This is a genomic window from Cryobacterium inferilacus, from assembly GCF_019599185.1.
Classification (GTDB): Bacteria; Actinomycetota; Actinomycetes; order Actinomycetales; family Microbacteriaceae; genus Cryobacterium; species Cryobacterium inferilacus.
The window spans coordinates 108,811-127,892 of record NZ_JAIEUL010000001.1; the positions used below are offsets into that span (position 1 = coordinate 108,811).

The 19,082-nt window shown below is 68.0% G+C and carries 20 protein-coding genes; 2 read left to right on the forward strand and 18 right to left on the reverse strand.

Annotation, left to right across the window (positions count from 1 at the left end; all coding sequences use genetic code 11):
- From nusB to aroQ, 3 genes are all read right to left on the reverse strand, one after another.
- On the reverse strand, window positions 1–420 hold the full coding sequence (gene nusB, locus K2F54_RS00470; protein WP_220603888.1) for a transcription antitermination factor NusB: 420 nt from the start codon (window positions 418–420) through the stop codon (window positions 1–3).
- Entirely contained in the window at window positions 420–980 is a 561-nt protein-coding gene (gene efp / locus K2F54_RS00475) for an elongation factor P (protein WP_220603889.1), read from the reverse strand. The genes nusB and efp overlap by 1 nt, the downstream gene beginning before the upstream one ends.
- Before the next feature lie 123 nt (window positions 981–1,103).
- Window positions 1,104–1,541 (reverse strand): type II 3-dehydroquinate dehydratase, encoded by a 438-nt coding sequence (gene aroQ / locus K2F54_RS00480; protein ID WP_220603890.1) that lies wholly within the window; start codon window positions 1,539–1,541, stop codon window positions 1,104–1,106.
- A 329-nt stretch (window positions 1,542–1,870) separates the two neighbouring features.
- Here aroQ and K2F54_RS00485 point away from each other — a divergent pair, with 329 nt between their 5' ends.
- A complete protein-coding gene (locus tag K2F54_RS00485; RefSeq protein ID WP_220603891.1) occupies window positions 1,871–2,368 on the forward strand; it encodes a hypothetical protein in 498 nt (165 codons plus the stop codon).
- Window positions 2,369–2,462: 94 nt separating this feature from the next.
- Here K2F54_RS00485 and K2F54_RS00490 read toward each other — a convergent pair whose 3' ends face one another.
- From K2F54_RS00490 to exaC, 3 genes are all read right to left on the reverse strand, one after another.
- Window positions 2,463–2,792, reverse strand: a complete 330-nt coding sequence (locus K2F54_RS00490) for a hypothetical protein (protein WP_220603892.1) — start codon at window positions 2,790–2,792, stop codon at window positions 2,463–2,465.
- Between the two features lie 99 nt (window positions 2,793–2,891).
- Window positions 2,892–3,335: a DUF779 domain-containing protein gene (locus K2F54_RS00495; RefSeq protein ID WP_220603893.1), complete on the reverse strand. Its 444-nt coding sequence runs from the start codon at window positions 3,333–3,335 to the stop codon at window positions 2,892–2,894.
- A gap of 96 nt (window positions 3,336–3,431) precedes the next feature.
- Window positions 3,432–4,955, reverse strand: coding sequence for an acetaldehyde dehydrogenase ExaC (gene exaC, locus K2F54_RS00500; RefSeq protein WP_220603894.1), 1,524 nt, complete (start codon window positions 4,953–4,955; stop codon window positions 3,432–3,434).
- Window positions 4,956–5,151: 196 nt separating this feature from the next.
- On the opposite strand from exaC, the gene K2F54_RS00505 reads away from it, so the two are divergent.
- Window positions 5,152–5,826, forward strand: coding sequence for a DUF6518 family protein (locus K2F54_RS00505; protein ID WP_220603895.1), 675 nt, complete (start codon window positions 5,152–5,154; stop codon window positions 5,824–5,826).
- A gap of 48 nt (window positions 5,827–5,874) precedes the next feature.
- Here the strand turns inward: K2F54_RS00505 and K2F54_RS00510 are convergent, their stop codons facing one another.
- From K2F54_RS00510 to K2F54_RS00565, 12 genes are all read right to left on the reverse strand, one after another.
- Complete coding sequence (locus K2F54_RS00510) at window positions 5,875–7,236, reverse strand: sigma-54-dependent transcriptional regulator family protein (protein ID WP_220603896.1); 1,362 nt, start codon at window positions 7,234–7,236, stop codon at window positions 5,875–5,877.
- A gap of 90 nt (window positions 7,237–7,326) precedes the next feature.
- The gene (gene aroB, locus K2F54_RS00515; protein WP_220604133.1) at window positions 7,327–8,415 is read right to left on the reverse strand and encodes a 3-dehydroquinate synthase; all 1,089 of its coding nucleotides are present in this window, start codon (window positions 8,413–8,415) and stop codon (window positions 7,327–7,329) included.
- 5 nt (window positions 8,416–8,420) lie between these two features.
- Window positions 8,421–8,954, reverse strand: coding sequence for a shikimate kinase (locus K2F54_RS00520; RefSeq protein WP_308287434.1), 534 nt, complete (start codon window positions 8,952–8,954; stop codon window positions 8,421–8,423).
- Between the two features lie 124 nt (window positions 8,955–9,078).
- Window positions 9,079–10,287, reverse strand: a complete 1,209-nt coding sequence (aroC, locus tag K2F54_RS00525; RefSeq protein WP_220603897.1) for a chorismate synthase — start codon at window positions 10,285–10,287, stop codon at window positions 9,079–9,081.
- A gap of 5 nt (window positions 10,288–10,292) precedes the next feature.
- Complete coding sequence (locus K2F54_RS00530; protein ID WP_220603898.1) at window positions 10,293–11,201, reverse strand: shikimate dehydrogenase; 909 nt, start codon at window positions 11,199–11,201, stop codon at window positions 10,293–10,295.
- Window positions 11,194–12,588, reverse strand: a complete 1,395-nt coding sequence (mltG, locus tag K2F54_RS00535; protein WP_255576539.1) for an endolytic transglycosylase MltG — start codon at window positions 12,586–12,588, stop codon at window positions 11,194–11,196. Before mltG ends, K2F54_RS00530 begins: the two co-directional genes overlap by 8 nt.
- A 65-nt stretch (window positions 12,589–12,653) precedes the next feature.
- Complete coding sequence (ruvX, locus tag K2F54_RS00540) at window positions 12,654–13,175, reverse strand: Holliday junction resolvase RuvX (protein ID WP_220603900.1); 522 nt, start codon at window positions 13,173–13,175, stop codon at window positions 12,654–12,656.
- 3 nt (window positions 13,176–13,178) lie between these two features.
- Entirely contained in the window at window positions 13,179–15,833 is a 2,655-nt protein-coding gene (alaS, locus tag K2F54_RS00545) for an alanine--tRNA ligase (RefSeq protein ID WP_220603901.1), read from the reverse strand.
- 92 nt (window positions 15,834–15,925) lie between these two features.
- Window positions 15,926–16,147 carry a hypothetical protein gene (locus tag K2F54_RS00550; protein WP_220603902.1) on the reverse strand — a complete coding sequence of 74 codons (222 nt, stop codon included), beginning with the start codon at window positions 16,145–16,147 and terminating at the stop codon, window positions 15,926–15,928.
- Between the two features lie 112 nt (window positions 16,148–16,259).
- Window positions 16,260–16,625: a DUF948 domain-containing protein gene (locus tag K2F54_RS00555; RefSeq protein ID WP_220603903.1), complete on the reverse strand. Its 366-nt coding sequence runs from the start codon at window positions 16,623–16,625 to the stop codon at window positions 16,260–16,262.
- Between the two features lie 122 nt (window positions 16,626–16,747).
- Complete coding sequence (gene rpsD / locus K2F54_RS00560) at window positions 16,748–17,377, reverse strand: 30S ribosomal protein S4 (protein WP_088456307.1); 630 nt, start codon at window positions 17,375–17,377, stop codon at window positions 16,748–16,750.
- A gap of 249 nt (window positions 17,378–17,626) precedes the next feature.
- Window positions 17,627–18,964 carry a replication-associated recombination protein A gene (locus K2F54_RS00565; RefSeq protein WP_220603904.1) on the reverse strand — a complete coding sequence of 446 codons (1,338 nt, stop codon included), beginning with the start codon at window positions 18,962–18,964 and terminating at the stop codon, window positions 17,627–17,629.
- Between the last annotated feature and the right edge of the window lie 118 nt (window positions 18,965–19,082).

Here is a 19,082-nt window from a genome sequence, read left to right on the forward strand (position 1 = left end):
TCAGGCGGATGGCGCGGTCTGCGCGATCCGGCCGAGCAGACCGTTCACGAATCCGGCGGAGTCATCCGTCGAGAGCACCTTCGCGGCCTCGACGGCCTCGTCGATCGCGACGGCGTGCGGCACGGCGTCGTTGTACAGGATTTCCCAAATGCCGATCCGCAGGATTGCCCGGTCGATCGTGGGCATCCGCGACAGCGTCCAGCCCTGCGAGTAGGTCTCGATGAGTTCATCGATCTCGTCGCGGTGATCGACGACGCCGTCCACGATGTCGCGGGCGTACAACCAGGACGCCATGCGGGCCGGCTCATTGGCGGCTCGTTCGGCCTCCATGGCCAGCGACTGCTCGATCGTAGTCTGGCGAACGTCGGCGGCGTACAGGATATCGATGGCGCGCTTACGCGCCTTGGTACGAGCGCTCACTAGTTGACGCGGCCGAGGTAGTCACCGTTGCGGGTGTCGACCTTGACCTTGGTGCCCTGCTCGAGGAAGAGCGGCACCTGAATCTGAAAGCCGGTTTCCACCGTCGCGGGCTTGGTGCCACCGGTCGAGCGGTCACCCTGCAGGCCGGGCTCGGTGTAGGTGATTTCGAGCACGACGGATGCCGGCAGTTCGACGTACAGCGGGTTGCCGTCGTGCAGAGCCACGGTGACGGCCTGGTTCTCCAGCATGAAGTTGGCGGCATCGCCGACGACGGTGGAGGACACGGTGAGCTGGTCGTAGTCGGCGACGTCCATGAAGACGTAAGAATCGCCATCCGCGTACAGGTACTGGAAGTCGCGGCGGTCGACGTTCTCGGTTTCGATCTTCGCGCCGGCGTTGAAGGTACGGTCGACGGTCTTGCCCGTGACGACGTTCTTCAGCTTGGTGCGCACGAAGGCGCCACCCTTGCCGGGCTTGACGTGCTGGAACTCGATGACGGCCCACAGCTGCTTGTCGATGTTGAGGACGACGCCATTACGAATGTCGGCGGTAGATGCCATGAAAAGGTGTTCCGTTCGATTCAATTGGTAAGGTGCGCGGCCGTGAGGCCTCAGACGAGTGTAGCCGACACGCCCCGCCGGATCGATTCCGGCGGCCGAGGAGTGCCGGTGGGCGCGCTTTCGTTAGTTCAACCGCACAATGTGGTCGAGGGCCAAACGGTAGGAATCGAAACCGAACCCCGCGATGACGCCCGTGGCAACGGCGCTGACCACGCTGGTGTGCCGGAAGGTCTCGCGGGCGTGCGGATTGGAGATGTGCACCTCCACGAGCGGGATGCCGGCCTTGGTGACGAGAGCGGCGGCGTCGCGCAGGGCATAGCTGTAGTGCGTGAACGCGGCCGGGTTGAGCACCACGGGGGTGTTGGCGTCCACGGCCTCGTAGAGCCAGTGGATGAGCTCGGCCTCGTCGTCGGTCTGGCGCACATCGACGGTGACGTCGGTCGGTGCCACCTCGGTGAGGAGCACGCGCAGGTCGTCCAGGTTCGCGGATCCGTAGACATCCGGCTCGCGGCTGCCGAGACGCCCCAGGTTCGGGCCGTTGAGAACGAGAACTGTGCGCATGCCCCCAGCCTAGGCCCGGGCGGGAGTTCCATCCGTTCGGGGGCGCGAAGAACGACAGGCGGTGGGGCACTGGTACGTTGAGGACGAATCAGGGGGAACAGATGGGGTTCGGTAGGAAAATCGGAGTTGTGGTGCTCGGCGCTGTCCTGCTGAGCGGCTGTTCGTCCGCGTCGACCGAGGGGGCCGCCTCTCCGGCACAGAGCCCGTCAGCTTCGAGCCCCGCAGCGCCAAGCCCGACGGCTCCAAGCCCATCCCCGTCGGCCCCCGCCACCACTCCCACCGCGGAGCCCGCGCCCGCGCCGGAGCCGGCGGCCGAACCAGCGCGCCTCGTGATCTCCACGATGCAGCTCCAGGTGCTCAGCGACAGCGGGGACGTCCTCGACGAGATCGGCATCTTCGACTCGATCGACCCGGCCGTCGCCATCCTCACCGATCTCTTCGAAGCTGCGCCGGTCGTGACCGCGTATGAGGGCACGTCAGCCGCCGACTACGAGTGGGACGGCTTCATCATCGGCACCGACGGTCCCGCGAACCCGCCGACCGGCGCGGAGGTGCACGTTCGGGCGATGACGGCCGAGCTGAACGGCATCGGTATCGAGACCGTCGGCGGGTTCGCGGTGGGTGACTCATTGGTACCCATTTCCGAAGCCTCGCCGGAGGACTCCCGCACCTGGGACAACCGGGGTGTGCTGGAATTGGTCGTGAACGTCGATGAGGTTCCGGTCGAGGGCGACGACATCGACCGGGCTCTGCACACCGAGCTCAGCGCGCATCCGGCCGACGGCCCGATCAGCCAGATCTCGGCACCGGCGAAGAACTTCGATTAGCACCCCGCCAGCGCTGGTCGTCAGCCGCCGAATACCAGCACTCGCGGATCGACGAGCCCCGCATCCACGACCAGCCGCCCGCCCACGGGCTCGGTCAGGATGACGGTGAACCCTGCAGTTCGATCGCCGGAACGGTCAGGTCGCCGAGGTTCACCGTGAGTGCGCACGGGCCGCTCATCGACACGTACCAGCCGGGCGTCACGTTGGGGGCGTCGACCCATTCGACGGTGCGCACCTCACGGTCGGCCGGGATGACCCCACTCTCCGGATCGACCACCGAGTCCACGTCGAGAATGACGCTGATCACGTCGTGCGTCGTCGCGACGACGTACCAGCCGTCCTGGGCTGGGAAGTCAACCGGGCTGGCGTCGTCCCAGGTTGCCGCTGACAGTGCAGCGCGCCCGTGGCCTCTCCAAACCCACACCACGAACTGGTGCGTGTACTAGGGAGTGTGCGGTCGGAGCAGACCGACGTCTCACCCTCGCCCGTCTCACCCTCGCCGGTCACGGCCGCGGGTCGCGCCCTACGCGCTGAACGAATCCATCAGCTCCGAGCGGATGATGAACCGCACGCCGCGCGGTGCCTCGGCCGAGAACCCGCCGCCTCGGCCCTTGACGGTGTCGATGAGCAGCGCCGTGTGGCTCCAGTACTCGAACTGTTCGGCGGAAATCCAGAAGTCGATCAGCTGCGCGGGCTCCCCCGCCGGGGCGATGTCGAGCCGGCCGAGCAGCACGTCCTGGTCGGAGGTGATGAACTCTCCCGCCGGAAAGCACATCGGCGAACTCCCGTCGCAGCATCCGCCGGACTGGTGGAACATCAGTGGGCCGTGCTCCTCCCACAGGCTCCGCAGCAGGTCCACGGAGCTCTGCGCCAGTGCAACTCTGGACCGGGTCTCTCCCGGGATGGTGATGGTCGCCTCCACAGCGGGGCCGATGGCATCCGGTGGTGGTGTGATCAGATCGGTCATGGGTGCCTCCTCTTGGAGCGGATGGAGCATTTGGAGAGGCGGTGCCGGCCGCACGGCCTTGGGGGCGTCGCCCGGCCGGCACCGCCTGTTCGCGGGTTAGAAGAAGCCCAACGCGTCTTCGGAGTAGGACACCAGCAGGTTCTTGGTCTGCTGGTAGTGGCCGAGCGCGAGCTTGTTGTTCTCCCGGCCGATACCCGAGCTCTTGTAGCCGCCGAAAGCCGCTCCAGCCGGGTAGTTGTGATAGTTGTTCACCCAGACGCGTCCGGCGTGCAGGTCACGGCCGGCGCGGTATGCGGTGGTGCCGTTGCGCGACCAGACCCCGGCCCCGAGCCCGTAGAGGGTGTCGTTGGCGATCGAGATGGCGTCGTCGTAGTCGTCGAAGCTGGTCACGGCCACGACGGGTCCGAAGATCTCCTCCTGGAAGATGCGCATCTTGTTCTGGCCCTCGAAGATGGTCGGCTGCACGTAGTAGCCGCCGCTGAGGTCGCCGCCCAGGTCGACCTGCTCGCCGCCGAGCAGCAGCTTGGCGCCCTCCTTCTTGCCGATGTCGATGTAGGAGAGGATTTTCTCGAGCTGGTCGTTGCTGGCCTGGGCACCGACCTGGGTGTCGGTGTCGAGCGGGTTGCCCTGCTTGGCCAGTTTGGTGCGCTCGATGGCGCCGCCGAGGAAGCTGTCGTAGATGGGCTTGTGCAGCAGCGCGCGGCTGGGGCAGGTGCAGACCTCACCCTGATTGAAGGCGAAGAGCACGAAGCCTTCCTGCGCCTTGTCGTAGTAGCTGTCGTTCTTCTGCGCGACGTCGTCGAAGAAGATGTTGGCGCTCTTGCCACCCAGCTCCACGGTCGACGGGATGATGTTGGCGCTGGCATACTGCAGGATCAGCCGGCCGGTGGTGGTCTCGCCCGTGAAGGCGATCTTGCGGATACGGTTCGACGAGGCCAGCGGCTTGCCCGCTTCGATACCGAAGCCGTTGACGATGTTGAGCACCCCGGGCGGCAGGATGTCGCCGATCAGTTCGATCAGCACCAGGATCGACGCGGGGGTTTGCTCGGCGGGCTTGAGCACGACGGCGTTGCCGGCGGCGAGGGCCGGTGCGAGCTTCCAGACCGCCATCAGGATCGGGAAGTTCCAGGGGATGATCTGGCCGACCACGCCGAGGGGCTCGTGGAACTGGTAGGACATGGTGTCGTTGTCGAGTTCGGCATGATCGCCGTCCTGGGCGCGGATGGCGGAGGCGAAGTACCTGAAGTGGTCCGCGGCCAGCGGCAGGTCCGCGTTCAGCGGCTCTCGGATGGGCTTGCCGTTGTCCCAGCTTTCGGCGACCGCGAGCAGCTCTCGGTTCGCGTCGATGACATCCGCGATCTTGTTCAGCACCGCGGCCCGGTGTGTGGCCGTGCTCTTGCCCCAGGCCGGTGCGGCCTTGTGGGCGGCGTCGAGGGCCAGGTCGATGTCTTCGTGAGTGCTGCGGGCGACCTCGGTGAACGGTTTGCCGTTGACCGGGGAGATGTCTTCGAAGTACTGGCCCTTGACCGGCGGCACCCATTCGCCTCCGATCCAGTTCTCGTAGCGGGGCTTGAAGGTGACTTTCGCATCCGGTGTGCCGGGGGCGGCGTAAACGGTCATTTCACTCCTTGTTCGACGGCTCTGTCGATGGTTTCCGCGTCGTTGCGGTCCATGGGGTGAGCCTACGAAGGCAGAGGTTGCGAAACGTTGCGGTCGCTCCCCGGTCCGGTCCGGTGGTCGAGGTCATCCTCCGGTTTGATCCGGTCACCCTGCAGACGGATGCCGGGCCGGGACCGGTTTGCCTAGCGTTGAGGGCATGGAAACCCTGGAGAGTTCGCGCATCGTCAGGTCCACGCCCTCGAGCGGCGGCTGGTGGCACGCCGATACCCGCTCGTCGGCGCTGCGGGCGGCAACGGTGGTCGTCGGCGGCGCGGTCCTGATCGGCGGGCTGACCAGTTTCGCGCAGCTGTACCTGCCGCCCTGGGTCAATTCACTCAGCAACTCGGCCGGCGGCTGGACGATGTTCAGCTTCCTGCTCGTCTGGCTCAGCCGGGCCCGGCCGGTGCTCGCTGGGGTGCTCGGCATCGTGGCCTTCCAGCTTCTCGTCGAGTCGTACAGCGTGGTGTCCGAGTGGCGCGGGTTCGACGACGGCGATCCGTTCAGCTCGATCTGGACCGTTGTCGGTCTCGCCGCTGGGCCGCTGCTTGGCGTTGCCGCCGGTCTGGTGCGCCATGCCCCACCGCTGTGGCGCGCGTTGGCGGTCACGCCGCTGAGCGCTGTGCTGCTGGGTGAGGGGATCTGGGCGCTCAACACCATTGCCGACACCACGAGCCCGGTCTACTGGACCCTCGAGATCGTGCTGTCGGCCGCCTTCCTGCTCGCGGCGGTCCTGCACGGCCGGCTCGTCCCCCGGGCCATCTCGCTGGTGACCAGCGCGTGGCTGGTGGGCACGCTCGCCTTCGTGGGTGTGCTGGTGTTCGTCCTGAACTGAGCGCTGATCCTTCCCGGCTGACCCTTCCCGACTGACCCTGCCTGGCTGCTACGCGCGAAGCTCGGTCTCGATCCGGGCGAGACGTGCCGCCACGGCGGCTCGCTGCGGGGACCGGGCGGGCAGGAGCTCGAGGCAGGCCCGCCACACCTCGCTGTCCCAGGCGGCCTCCTCGGTGCGGGCGTAGTCGAGCAGCACCTCCACCGAGGCGTCGCTGAGCAGGGTCTGGCGCAGGCGCCCGCTCACCTCCGCGCGGATTTCGGCGACACCCGGTGACGTGGAGCCCGGCAGCACCGTTCCCCGGTAGGCGGCCAGGGCCATCCGGTGGGCGCCGCGGGCGAGGAGGCGGAGGACCCGGGCGGCATCCGTGTCGACGCTGGTCTCTAGGCGGTACGGGCGTGAGCCGACCCGCAGCTGAGGATGGCTGACCGCGAGTACCCGGCGCAACCGCACCATCTCGGCGCGCAGGTTCTCGACGGCGTGCGGCTGTTCGTCGCTGAGGAGGCCGGCGAGCCGGTCGGCGGACAGGCCCTGCCTGTGCCAGGTGAGCAGGAGCACGATCTCGGCGTGCCGGGGGCTGAGGTCCACGCTGTGTTTGTCGACGCTGTCTTTCTCAACGCTGTGCTCACCGCCGTGGGAGCCGTGCAGTGCGCCGTGTTCGGTGCCCAGCACGCTGAGCAGCAGGCCGGGGGCGGTGAAGCCCGACGGGCGTGCCGGTGCCGGCCGCGGGGCGCTGAGGCTCTGGATGCGCAGTTCAGCTTCGAGCGCCGCGACGGCGGCCTCCACCAGCGGCAGGGTCTGCGGCGCCACGGCGGCGTCTCCCCCGGTGATGTCGATGACGCCGAGCACCATTCCGCTGACAGGGTCGTGAATGGGCACCGCGGTGCAGCTGAACGGATGGGCGAGCTGGTTGAAGTGCTCGGCGCGTTGGATCTGGATGCCGTGGTCGAGTGCCAGCGCGGTGCCGGGCGCGCTCGTGCCGACCCGGGCCTCCGACCAGTCGGCGCCGACCACGAAGTGCATGTCTTCGGCCAGGGTGCGCACAGCGCTGTCGCCGTCGATCCAGAGCAGTCGGCCGGCCTCGTCGGCCACCGCCACGATCAGCCCGAATTCGGCCGCGTGTCGTACCAGGAGGGTGTTGATCACCGGCAGCACAGCGGCGAGCGGGTTCCGTGCCCGCAGCCGCCCGAGTTCGTCGGCGCTCAACGTCGGTGCGGCCTGCGCCGTCAACGGGTCCAGTCGCAGGGAGATCGACCGCTGCCAGGATTCCCGCACCAGTCGCCGCACCCCGGTCTGGACGGCACCGGAGCGAAGGTCCGTGCGGTCGCCGATCGCGGCCTCATGCAGGCGTTCCTGCCGGGAGAAGGTGACCAGGGGCGAATCGGCGGCCGTTACCGTCCACGGGCTGCTCACTACACCTCCGATCAACGCTGGTCGTAGGCGACCTGCGCGTTCCGGCCGGTCGGGTGCTTCATTGTAGGCACAGTCAGCGAAAAAGGGGTGTTAGGACCCGATCTCCTGGTACGCGGCGAACAGCAGGGAGGCATCCGGCGCTTCGAGCACGGTGGGCTTGCCGATGTCGTCGAGCACGATGAAGCGCAACATGCCGCTGCGGGTCTTCTTGTCGCGCTGCATCGTGGCCAGCAGCGTGGGCCACCGGCCGACGGGGTAGCTGATCGGCAGGGTGAGCGACTCCAGGATGCGGCGGTGCCGGTCGACGGCCTCATCGGAGAGCCGGCCGCTGAGGCGGGCGAGCTCCGCGGCGAACATCATGCCGACGGCGACAGCGGCGCCGTGGCGCCAGCCGTAGCGTTCGGCGTGCTCGACGGCGTGGCCGAGGGTGTGCCCGTAGTTGAGGATCTCGCGGAGGCCGGCCTCCTTGAAGTCCGCGCCGACGACACGGGCCTTCATGTCGATGGCCAGCTCGAGCACTCGGCGGAATTCGGCGGTGGTGGGGTCGGTGACGGCGGCGACGTCGGCCTCGACGATGTCGAGGATCTCCGGCACCTGGATGAAACCGGCCTTCACAATCTCGGCGAAGCCGGCGAGGATCTCGTTGCGGGGCAGGTCGGCGAGAATGTCGAGGTCGCAGACCACGGCGGCCGGTGCGTAGAAGGTGCCGACGAGGTTCTTGCCCTCTGCGGTGTTGATGCCGTTCTTGCCGCCGACGGCGGCGTCGACCATACCGAGCACACTGGTGGGGATCTGCACGAGCTTGACCCCGCGCAGCCAAGTCGCGGCCACGAAGCCGGCGAGGTCGGTGACGGCGCCGCCGCCGAAGCCGATCACGGCGTCGGTGCGGGTGAAGTCGGCCTGCCCCATCACCTGCCAGCAGAACGCGGCTACCTCCACCCGTTTGGCGGGCTCGGCGTCTGGTACCTCGGCGATGAGCACCTCGTACCGGCCGAGCAGGCTCTCGCGCAGCGCCACAGCCCTCGCACCCAGGTGCGAGGTGTGCACGATCAGGACCTTCTTGACGGTGTCGCCCAGTTGCTCGGCGACGTCGGCGACGATGCCACGGTCGATCAGCACCGGGTAGCTGTCGACACCGGTCACGGTAATGGTGGTGGTACCGGATTCTGCGGGGATCATGTCTGTCACGAGTGCTTCTTTACCCATTTCACAATATCGGCGGCGATGGCGTCGACCGGCCTGGTCGACGTGTCGAAGTGGATGCTGGCCAGCGCCTCGTACAGCGGGCGGCGCTCGTCGTAGATCTGTTGCCAGGCGTCCGGCCCCGCGGCGAGCAGGGGCCGTTTGGCGTTCTTGGTGCGCTTTCGCACGGCATCAGCGGTGGTGCTGAGCGAGATCACGGTCGCGCGGCGCAGGTCCGCCTGGGTGGCGGGGTCGAGCACCGCTCCCCCGCCCAGGGAGACGACGGCCCGTTGCTGTTGCAGAGCGTGGGCGACGGCGGCGCGTTCGAGCGCCCGGAAATGGGGCTCGCCGTGCCGGGCGAAGATCTCGGTGATCGGGCCGTGCTCGGCCTCGATGTCGGTGTCGGTGTCGATGAACGGCACCCGCAGGCTACGTGCCACCCTGCGTCCGATCTTGGACTTCCCCGACGCCATCGGTCCGATGAACACGAGCGGGTACAGCGGAGTGTCCCGGTCGTGGCGGGACTCCGCGGTCACGGGCCGGGCGTCGCCCGCGTCCGCGTCCGAATGCTCTCGGTCTGCCCGAGCGGCGGGAGCCGACGTCGGCGCCGCTGGCCAGCCCTCGGCCGGGCGGGACGCATCCGGGCTCAGGAACAGCACGTCAGACAGAGGCGTCGCTGGTCGAGCCGGTGCGCAGGTTCGCCGGGATGCTCGCGAGGTAGGCGTCGAGGTTGCGTCGCGTCTCGCTGAGCGAGTCGCCACCGAACTTCTCCAGCATCGAGTTCGCCAGTACGAGCGCGACCATGGCCTCGGCGACGACCCCGGCCGCCGGAACCGCACAGACGTCGGAACGCTGGTGGTGCGCGGGCGCGGCCTCGCTGGTGGTGATGTCAACGGTGCGCAGCGCACGAGGAATCGTCGCGATGGGCTTCATGCCGGCGCGGACCCGCAGCACCGTGCCGGTGCTCATGCCGCCCTCGGTTCCGCCGGCCTTGTCGCTGGAGCGGATGATACGGTCGTCGACCTGCACGAGTTCGTCGTGCGCGTCCGAGCCGCGGCGGGTGGTGGTGAGGAAGCCGTCGCCGACCTCGACACCCTTGATCGCCTGGATGCCCATCAGGGCCGCGGCCAGCTGCGAGTCGAGCCTGCGGTCCCAGTGCACGAACGAGCCGAGCCCGGGGGGCAGGTTGTAGGCGAGCACCTCGACGATGCCGCCGAGGGTGTCACCGTCCTTGTGGGCGGCGTCCACCTCCGCGACCATCAGGGCGCTGGTCGTGGGGTCGAAGCAGCGCAGCGGGTCGGCGTCGAGGGCGTCGACATCGTTCGGGAGCGGGAGGGGCGAGCCCTCTGGCACACGAACGGGGCCGATGGAGAGGGTGTGGCTGACCAGCTCGATGCCGAGCCCGGCCAGGAACGCTCTGGCAACGGCGCCGAGGGCGACCCTGGCGGCCGTCTCCCTGGCGCTGGCACGCTCGAGTACGGGCCGGGCCTCGTCGAAGTCGTACTTCTGCATGCCGACCAGATCGGCGTGGCCGGGGCGCGGGCGCACGAGCGGAGCACCACGACCGCGGCTGAGCTTGTCTGCATCCACGGGTTCGGGGCTCATCACGTCGACCCACTTGGGCCATTCGGTGTTGCCGATCCGCAGGGCCACAGGGCCGCCGAGGGTGAGGCCGTGGCGCACACCGCCGGAGATGTTCAGCTCGTCCTGTTCGAACTTCATGCGGGCGCCTCGGCCGTAGCCGAGTTTGCGGCGCGCAAGATCGAGGCGGATGTCATCAAGGGTGATCGGGATCCCTGCGGGCAAACCCTCGACAATGGCGAGGAGTTCGGGGCCGTGGGATTCTCCGGCGGTGAGCCAACGAAGCATGGGTTCTATCCTTCCACAGCGCGATCGGTTACAGCGCCGTCGGTTACAGCGCCGTCGGGTACAGCGCCGTCGGGCAGGGCAGCCCGCATCGCCTGCAGCACGGCCTCTTCATCGGGCAGCGGCAGGAACGGGTCGTTTCCGACGAAGATCCGGATCTGGATCAGAGCCTGGTGCAGCAGCATGGTGCGCCCGGAGCTGGCTCGACCGCCTGCGGCCGTCCAGGAACCGGCCAGGGCCGTGGGCCACGGGGAATATCCCACATCGAACAGTGGTGCGGCGGCCCGCACGGACGCGGGGAACTCGACCGGCAGGGCAGCGTCGCCCGGCATGGTGCTGATCACCAGATCGCTGACGCGGTCGGTGTCCGCGATGGTCGACAGGCCACGCACCGTGGCCACGAGACCCAGCTGTCGGGCCAGGGCAGTAAGCGGCTCGGCGCGTTCGGGGGTGCGGGCGATGATCTCGACGCTTTCGGCGCCCAGCTCAGCGGCCGCGGCGACGGCGGATGCGGCGGTGGCGCCCGCTCCCAGCACGGTCACGTGCGTGGCCTGGTCGATGCCGACTTCGGCGAGAGCCCGAACCAGGCCGGGCACATCCGTGTTGTAGCCGGTCACGGTGCGGGAGCCGTCGGGGAGTGCGGTGAATCGCACGGTGTTGACGGACCCGGTGAGCACCGCGATGCGGTCCACGTCGTCCAGCCGCGGCTGCACCTCGTGCTTGAGTGGCATGGTCAATGACAGGCCCAACCACTCCGGGGTGAGGCCGTCGAGGAAGGTGTTCAGTTCGCCCTCGGCCACCTCGACAGCGGTGTACTCCCAGTCCAGGCCCATGGCGCTGTACGCGGCGGCGTGCAGCGCCGGCGACAGGGAGTGCGCGATCGGCGAGCCGAGCACGGCCAGACGGTGCTCAACCATATTCGGGGTGCTCGCTCATCCAGTCGAGCCACTTGGCCACACCGGCGTCGTGTTCATCCACCGTGGTGGAGAAGATGGTCTCCCCGGTGTCGAGGTTCCAGGTCACGAAGAACAGCCAACTGCCCTCGGCGGGGTTCAGGGCGGCGTCGATGGCCAGGTCACCGGGGTTGCTGATCGGTCCGACCGGCAGCCCGGGGTGCACGTAGGTGTTGTAGGCGTTGTTGGCGTCGCCTCGTTCGGCGTCGGTCGTGGTCACCAGGTGTACATTGCCCGTGCCGTAGGCGACGGTGGCGTCGGACTGCAGGAGTCCGCTGTCCCACTGGGCAGGGTCGAGACGGTTGTAGAACACCCGGGCAACCTTGTAGTAGTCGTCCCGCAGTCCGGCTTCGCGCTGGATCAGCGACGCCATGACAATGGTGGTCCACCGGTCCGCGGGTGCGACGCCGGCCTCGTCGAGAGCCTGGAACTGACGGTCGACGAGGGTCTTGATCGCCTCTTGCGCCGTGGTGCCGGGCTGGAACGTGTACGTCGCCGGGAACAGGAAGCCCTCGAGGGTGGTGGCCTCGGCCGGAAGTCCGTATGCGGACGGGTCGGCGGCGGCGGCCTGCAGGTCGGCGAGCGGAATGTCGGTGCCCTCAGACACCGAGGCCAGAACGTCCACCGCTGCGGTGCCCTCTGGGATCACCACGGTGAGCTCCTGCCGGGCCTCTGGGTCCTGCAGAGCTTCGAGAGCGGCCTGTGCGCTCATCTGGGAGGCCAGTTGGTACGCCCCTGGCTGGAAGACGGGATCGGCGGCCTGTGCGAGCAGCAGGTCGTAGAACGCGTCGTAGCTCTTCACCACGTCCTGCTCGAGCAGGGTGTCGGCGATGTCAGAGCCGGTGTCACCGTCATGGATCATGACCAGCACTTCGCCGCTGCCGGCGCCCTCGTAGTCCTCGGGACCCTGGGTGGAACTGATCAGCTGCGTGATCGGCCCCTGCAGGGCGAAGGCAGCCCCTGCCATGAGTCCGAGAAGGACCAGGACGACGATCAGGCAGCCCCAACCGCCCCTGCGCGACTTCTTCGCCGCCGGCAACCGGTCGGCCAGCTGGTTGGAGACCTGCGTGCGCCGGTCCGTCCGCGAGTGCGGCGGGGTGTCGGTGGGCACGCGATCCGCGGGCGCAGCGGTCTGGCTGGCGGGTACGGATGTGGCGGCGGTCACGGGATCCATCCCGAAGCCGAGCCCGGCGAACGGATTGTCCCGCACGGGCTCCGGTGCAACACCGGCCGGCTGCGCACCGTCCGGCTGAGCGCCGCCGGGTGTTGCCGTGCCCGAGGGGTTCTGCCTGGCAGCCTCGGCGGCCTCGGCGGCCCTGGCGGACTCGCGCATGGATCGTCGAGAGGGCATCGATGGTTCGCCCATGCTGCCCGACGGCGTTGCGTCGGGAGATTCCGGCGGACTTTTCGCCACGGTTACGGCCTTCCGGTTCGTTCTACGGGCGCCCCAGCCGGCTGGCCGGATGCTCGTTCGGTGTCGAGTGCGTGCTGCAAGATAATAGTCGCGGCCACCTGATCGACCACTGGACGCTGGGTGCGGGTGCTCCGCCCAACGGTGCGCAGGGCCGCCTGGGCGGACACTGTGGAGAGTCGCTCGTCGACGAGGCGCACCGGCACAGGCACGACCGCCGCCAATGCCTCGGCGAACCGCAGGGCGTCCTCGGTGGAGGCGGTCTGACGGCCGGACAGCGCCAGCGGCAATCCCACGATCACCTCGACGGCGTCGAGCTCGGCGATGATGCCAGAGATCCGAGACAGGTCGGCGGGGAGCACGGCTTCTGTGCGCACCGCGGTGGTGCCGGTGGAGCCCTTCTGACGCGGCGGGGCGCCCCGCTGCACGGTCTCGACGGGGGTGGCGAGCATGCCGTGGAAGTCGCTGCGGGCAACCCCGATGCGCACGGTTCCGACATCGATCCCCACCCGCACGCCAGTCCGCATGGGTTAGCGGGCCACGAGGGTGCGCAGGGTGCTGAGCGCTTCGGGAATCAGTTCGACCTTGGTGCCGCCGCCCTGCGCGAGATCGTCCTTGCCGCCGCCGCCGCCGCCGAGGATCCCGGCGAGCTGCTTGGCCAAGGCACCGGCCTTCTGGCCGGAGTCGCGGGCCGCGGCATTGGTCGCCACGATCACGACGGGCTTGTCGCCCACGATGGCGGCCAGCGCCACCACGCTCGGGTCGGAGCCGAGGCGTTCACGGGTGCCGGTCACGAGCATCCGCACCTCATCGGCCGAGTTCAGCGTGCCGAGGTCTTCGGCGACAACGGTGAGGTCGCCGACGCGGCCGGCCTGCGCCACGAGGGTGGGAACCCGGTCGCTCAGGGCGCGGGCCTCGAACGATGCGATCTTCTTCTCCGCGGCCTTGAGGCTCTGCATCAGGTCCATGATCTTGGCCGGCAGCTGCTCACGCGGCGTCTTGAGGTTGCTGGTGAGCTGCGAGACGATGGCCCGCTCGGCGGCGAGGTCGCGGAACGCCTCGAGTCCGACGAGGGACTCGACCCGGCGGTTGGTCGAGCCGACCGACGCTTCGCTGACGAGGTTGATCATGCCGATTTCGGCGCTGGAGGACACGTGAGTGCCCGCGCAGAGTTCACGCGACCAGGGTCCGCCGATGTCGACGACGCGCACGGTCTCACCGTACTTCTCGCCGAACAGAGCCATCGCGCCGAGCGCCTTGGCTTCGGCGAGCGGCAGCTCACGGGTGCTGACCTCGAGGTTGTCGCGGATGGCGTTGTTGGAGATCTCTTCGATCTCGCTGCGCGTCGCTGGCGACAACGCCTGGTTCCAGGAGAAGTCCAGACGGAAGAATCCGGCCTTGTTGTACGAGCCGGACTGGTGCGCGTTCGGGCCGAGGACCTGGCGGAGCGCCGCGTGCAGGATGTGCGTGCCGGAGTGCGCCTGACGGGCGCCGCGGCGCCAATTCGGGTCGACGACGCTCGTGGCGGAGTCCCCCACGCCCACCTCACCGCTGGAGACCTGAACCTTGTGGCTGATCAGCCCCTTGACGGGCCTCTGCACGTCGAGAACCTCGAGCTCGTAGCCGGGGCCAACGATGAGGCCCGCGTCGGCCTCCTGGCCGCCGGACTCGGCGTACAGCGCGGTCTCGGCGAGGATGACCTCGGCGATGTCGCCGGCGACGGCACGGTTCACCGAGGCGCCGCCGACGATCAGGCCCAGGATGCTGGACTCGGTCTGCAGCATGTCGTAACCGGTGAAGACGGTCTCGCCGTACGCGCGGAAGGCGCTGTACACGGAGAGGTCGGCCAGGTGGGTCTTCTTGGCCTTGGCGTCGGCCTTGGCCATAGCGCGCTGCTTCGCCATGAGGGTGTCGAACGCCTCACGGTTGACGCTGAGGCCGGCTTCCTCGGCCATTTCGAGGGTGATCTCGATGGGGAAACCGTAAGTGTCGTGCAGGAGGAACGCGGTGTCACCCGGCAGTTCGCTCTTCTGGGCCGTCTTGGTCTTCGCGACGGCGAGGTCCAGCACGCTGGAGCCGCTGGCGAGGGTGCGCAGGAAGGTCTCTTCCTCGGCGTACGCGGCCTGGCTGATCCGGTCGAAGTCGGTGGCGACCTCGGGGTAGGCCGCGCTCATGGCGTCGCGGGAGGCCGGGAACAGTTCGGTGAACGAGGCGGCGTCGACGCCGAGCAGGCGCATGGCTCGCACACTGCGGCGCATCAGCCGGCGCAGGATGTAACCGCGCCCCTCATTGGACGGCATGACGCCGTCGCTCATCAGCATCAGGGAGGAGCGCACGTGGTCGGCGACGATGCGCATCCGCACGTCGTCGTCGTGGTCGGCGCCGTAGCGGCGGCCGGAGAGCGCCGCGGCGCGGTCGAGGACCGGGCGCACCTGGTCGATCTCGTACATGTTCTCAACGCCCTGCTTGAGGAACGCGACGCGCTCAAGCCCCATGCCGGTGTCGATGTTCTTCTTGGGCAGGTCGCCGAGGATCTGGAAGTCGTTCTTGCCGGTTCCCTCGCCGCGCAGGTACTGCATGAAGACCAGGTTCCAGATTTCCACGTACCGGTCGTCGTCGGTGGCAGGTCCCCCGTCGATGCCGTAGGCGGGGCCACGGTCGAAGAAGATCTCGCTGCAGGGACCGGCCGGTCCCGGCTGGCCGGTGGACCAGTAGTTGGTGTCCATGCCGAGACGCTGGATACGGTGCTCAGGCAGGCCAAGCGCGCGCCAGTAGCCGAAGGCTTCGTCGTCGTTCTCGTACACGGTGACCCAGAGGTCTTTCTCGGCGAAGCCGTAGCCGCCGTCGGCCTCACTGTTGGTGAGCAGCTCCCAGGCGTAACTGATGGCCTGCTCCTTGAAGTAGTCGCCGAAGGAGAAGTTGCCGTTCATCTGGAAGAACGTGCCGTGGCGCGGGGTCTTGCCCACCTCTTCGATGTCGTTGGTGCGAATGCACTTCTGCACGCTCGTGGCGCGAGGGTACGGCGCAGGCACCAGACCGGTGAGGTAGGGCACGAACGGCACCATGCCGGCCACCGTGAAGAGGAGGGAGGGGTCGTCGCTCACGAGCGACGCCGACGGGACAACGGTGTGTCCGCGGTCGGCGAAGAAGTCGAGCCAGCGCCCGCGGATGTCGGCAGTCTGCATGGGGTCCGTACTGTGCTGGGTTCGGTGAGACCGAACCGGGGAAATCGGTGGGGGTGAATCGTGGGAGCGAATCTCAGGGACGCTCCGGGAGATCAGGGCTTGGAGAGCTCTTCGATGGTGTCTTCGGCCTCGCCGAGGGCGGCGTGCAATTCGGCCTCGCGCTTGCGGTAGCCCTCGGAGATGGCCTCACCGAACTCGCGGGTCTTGGCATCCAGGTCGGTGAAGAAACGCTTGCCCTGCTGGGTCTTGTTGACCTCGTGAGCGACGACGAATCCGAGCCCAACGCCGACGACCAACCAGATGAAGTTCTTCATGGAATGCTCTCCCTGTTGTGTGTGGGTGGTGTGTGGAACGGGTGACTGTCTGCCGGCGAGCTGCAGTGTGGGCAGCTGACGGGCCGGGCAATCAGGTTTCCAGCGTAGTGGACTACTTCCGGCCGCGCCGGGGGTTGGAGACCCGGAGCGCGGCGCGCACCGCTGCGGAGAACCCCGCGAGCTTGATCAGCGGCCCGCCGACAGTGGCGGCGAAGAGCGCGATCAGAGCGGAGACGTTCCCGGTGACCTCGGCCACGTTGGTGGTGATCGTGTCGATGGTGGCCAGCTGGTGGTTCGTCTGGGCCACGGTGCTCGTCGTCTCTTCGAGCAGCGGCGTCACGTTCTGGCTGAGGTCGCGGATGGCCGACGTGGTTTCGTCGAAAACCCGGCCCAGCTTGATCAGCGGGATGGCGAGGAACGCCACCAGAACCGCGAACACGCCAGCGGCGATGAGGCCGGCAATATCTCCACCAGTCATAGGACACCATCCATTTCAGGTCGACCGAATCTCGACATCGAAAACGCAAAAGGGCGGATCACCTAGGTGATCCGCCCTCCAGCGTAGTTCAGTTCCCGTGCGGCTGGCCGCGCAGGAGGTGACTAGCGTGCTGCGTAGTACTCGACGACGAGCTGAACTTCACAGGTCACGGGGATCTCGATGCGCTTCGGGGCGCGCACGAGGCGGGCCTGCAGCTTGTCGAGCTCAACCTCGAGGTACGGCGGGAGCTTGGGCAGCAGGTCGACGTGACCGCCGGCCGCGGCAACCTGGAAGGGCTCGGTGCCCTCGCTCTTGGCCTTGACGTGGATGAGCTGACCCGGCTTCACGCGGAAGGAGGGACGGTCGACCAGCTGGCCGTCGACGAGGATGTGACGGTGCACAACCATCTGACGGGCCTGGGCGGTGGTGCGGGCGATGGCCGAACGCACCAGAAGGGCGTCGAGGCGGGTCTCGAGGATCTCAACCAGGTTTTCACCGGTCAGGCCCTGGCGACGGCGCGCTTCTTCGAAGGCGATCTTGAGCTGGGCTTCGCGGATGCCGTACTGGGCGCGCAAGCGCTGCTTTTCGCGCAGACGAACGGCGTAGTCCGAGTCGGTCTTGCGCTTGGTGCGGCCGTGCTCGCCCGGAGCGTACGGACGCTTCTCGAGGTACTTGGCGGCCTTCGGGGTGAGGGCGATGCCCAGGGCCCGCGAGAGGCGGGTCTTGCTGCGGGTACGTGACTTGGTAGACACAGTGTCCTTCCGGATGGATCTGAAAAATGGATACCAGGGCGACGGTGCCGGCAGCGAGAAGCCGCGAGCAACGAGCGTCATGGGAGATCAGAGGGGTGGGTGCCACGGGCCGCCCGGCTACAGGGCGAATCCACTCCAACACAGGCGATGTACGCAGCCGCATGACATAACCGGTTGTAGGCAGGGTCAAGGTTAGCACACGGGTGCCGTGTGGGGCCGATTCTCGCGGGCCTGCGTGGCGGGACGGGACTACTGTCCCCGGATGATCTTGCGCAGCTTGGCCAGGCGGGCGGAGACATCCCGTTCGTTGCCGTGTTCGGTGGGTTGGTAGTACTGCGTGCGGCGCAGTTCGGTGGGCAGATAGTCCTGCTGCAGAACGCCCAGTGCGTCGTCGTGCGGGTACTTGTAGCCCTTGCCGTGTCCGAGCCGCTTGGCGCCGGGGTAGTGCGCGTCGCGCAGGTGCTTGGGCACCCGACCGGTGTTGCCGTTGCGCACGTCGGCGATGGCCGCGTCCAGGGCGGTGTATGCCGCGTTCGATTTCGGGGCGCAGGCCAGGTGCACCACGGCCTGGGCCAGGGGGATGCGCCCTTCCGGCATACCGATGTACTGCACGGCATCCGCCGCCGCGATGGCGATGACCAGGGACTGGGGATCTGCCATGCCGATGTCTTCCGACGCGAGCACGATGATGCGCCGGCAGATGAAGCGGGGGTCCTCCCCTGCCTCGATCATGCGGGCCAGGTAGTGCAGGGCGGCGTCGACGTCCGAGCCGCGTACGGACTTGATGAACGCGCTGATCACGTCGTAGTGTTCGTCGCCGTTGCGGTCGTACCGCAGCAGCGCCCTGTCGACGGCGAGGGAGACGATCTCGGTGGTGATGACCGGCTTCTCATCCTCGGCGACGTCGGTGGTCGCGGCAGAGACCGACGCGGCCTCGAGTGCGGTGAGGGCACGCCGGGCGTCGCCGGAGGCGAGCCGGATGATGGCACCGCGAGCCTCTGGATCGAGCACGAACTTGTCAGCCAGGCCACGGGAGTCGGTGACCGCACGGTCCACCACCGTGCCCAGGTCGTCGTCGCTGAGCGTCTCGAGCGTGAGCAGGAGGGACCTGGACAGCAACGGGGAGATCACCGAGAACGACGGGTTCTCCGTGGTGGCCGCCACGAGGATGATGATCCCGTTCTCCACCCCTGGCAGCAGGGCGTCCTGTTGGGCCTTGCTGAACCGGTGGATCTCATCGAGGAAGAGCACGGTCGACAGCCCGTAGAGATCGCGGCTGGTTCTGGCGTCTTCCATCACCTGACGCACGTCCCTCACCCCGGCGGACACGGCGGACAGTTCGACGAAGCGGCGACCGGAGCTGTGCGCGATCGTCTGGGCCAGGGTGGTCTTGCCTGTGCCTGGCGGGCCCCACAGGATCACCGACACCGACCCCTGTTCCCCCGTCTTGTCGTTGGCGAGACTCACCAGGGGCGAGCCGGGTGTCAGCAGGTGGCGCTGGCCGGCCACCTCGGCGAGGCTCTTGGGGCGCATGCGCACCGCAAGCGGAGTCGCGCCGGTGCGGAGACCTGGCTGGGCAGAAGACATGGTTCCAGCGTAGTTTGTGCCGCCGACACGGTATTCCGCCACGCACCCGGCATTCCGTCACCAGGCGAGAACGACCGGCCCGCGCCGGTTTTCGCCGTCGGCCACGGATGCGTAGAGT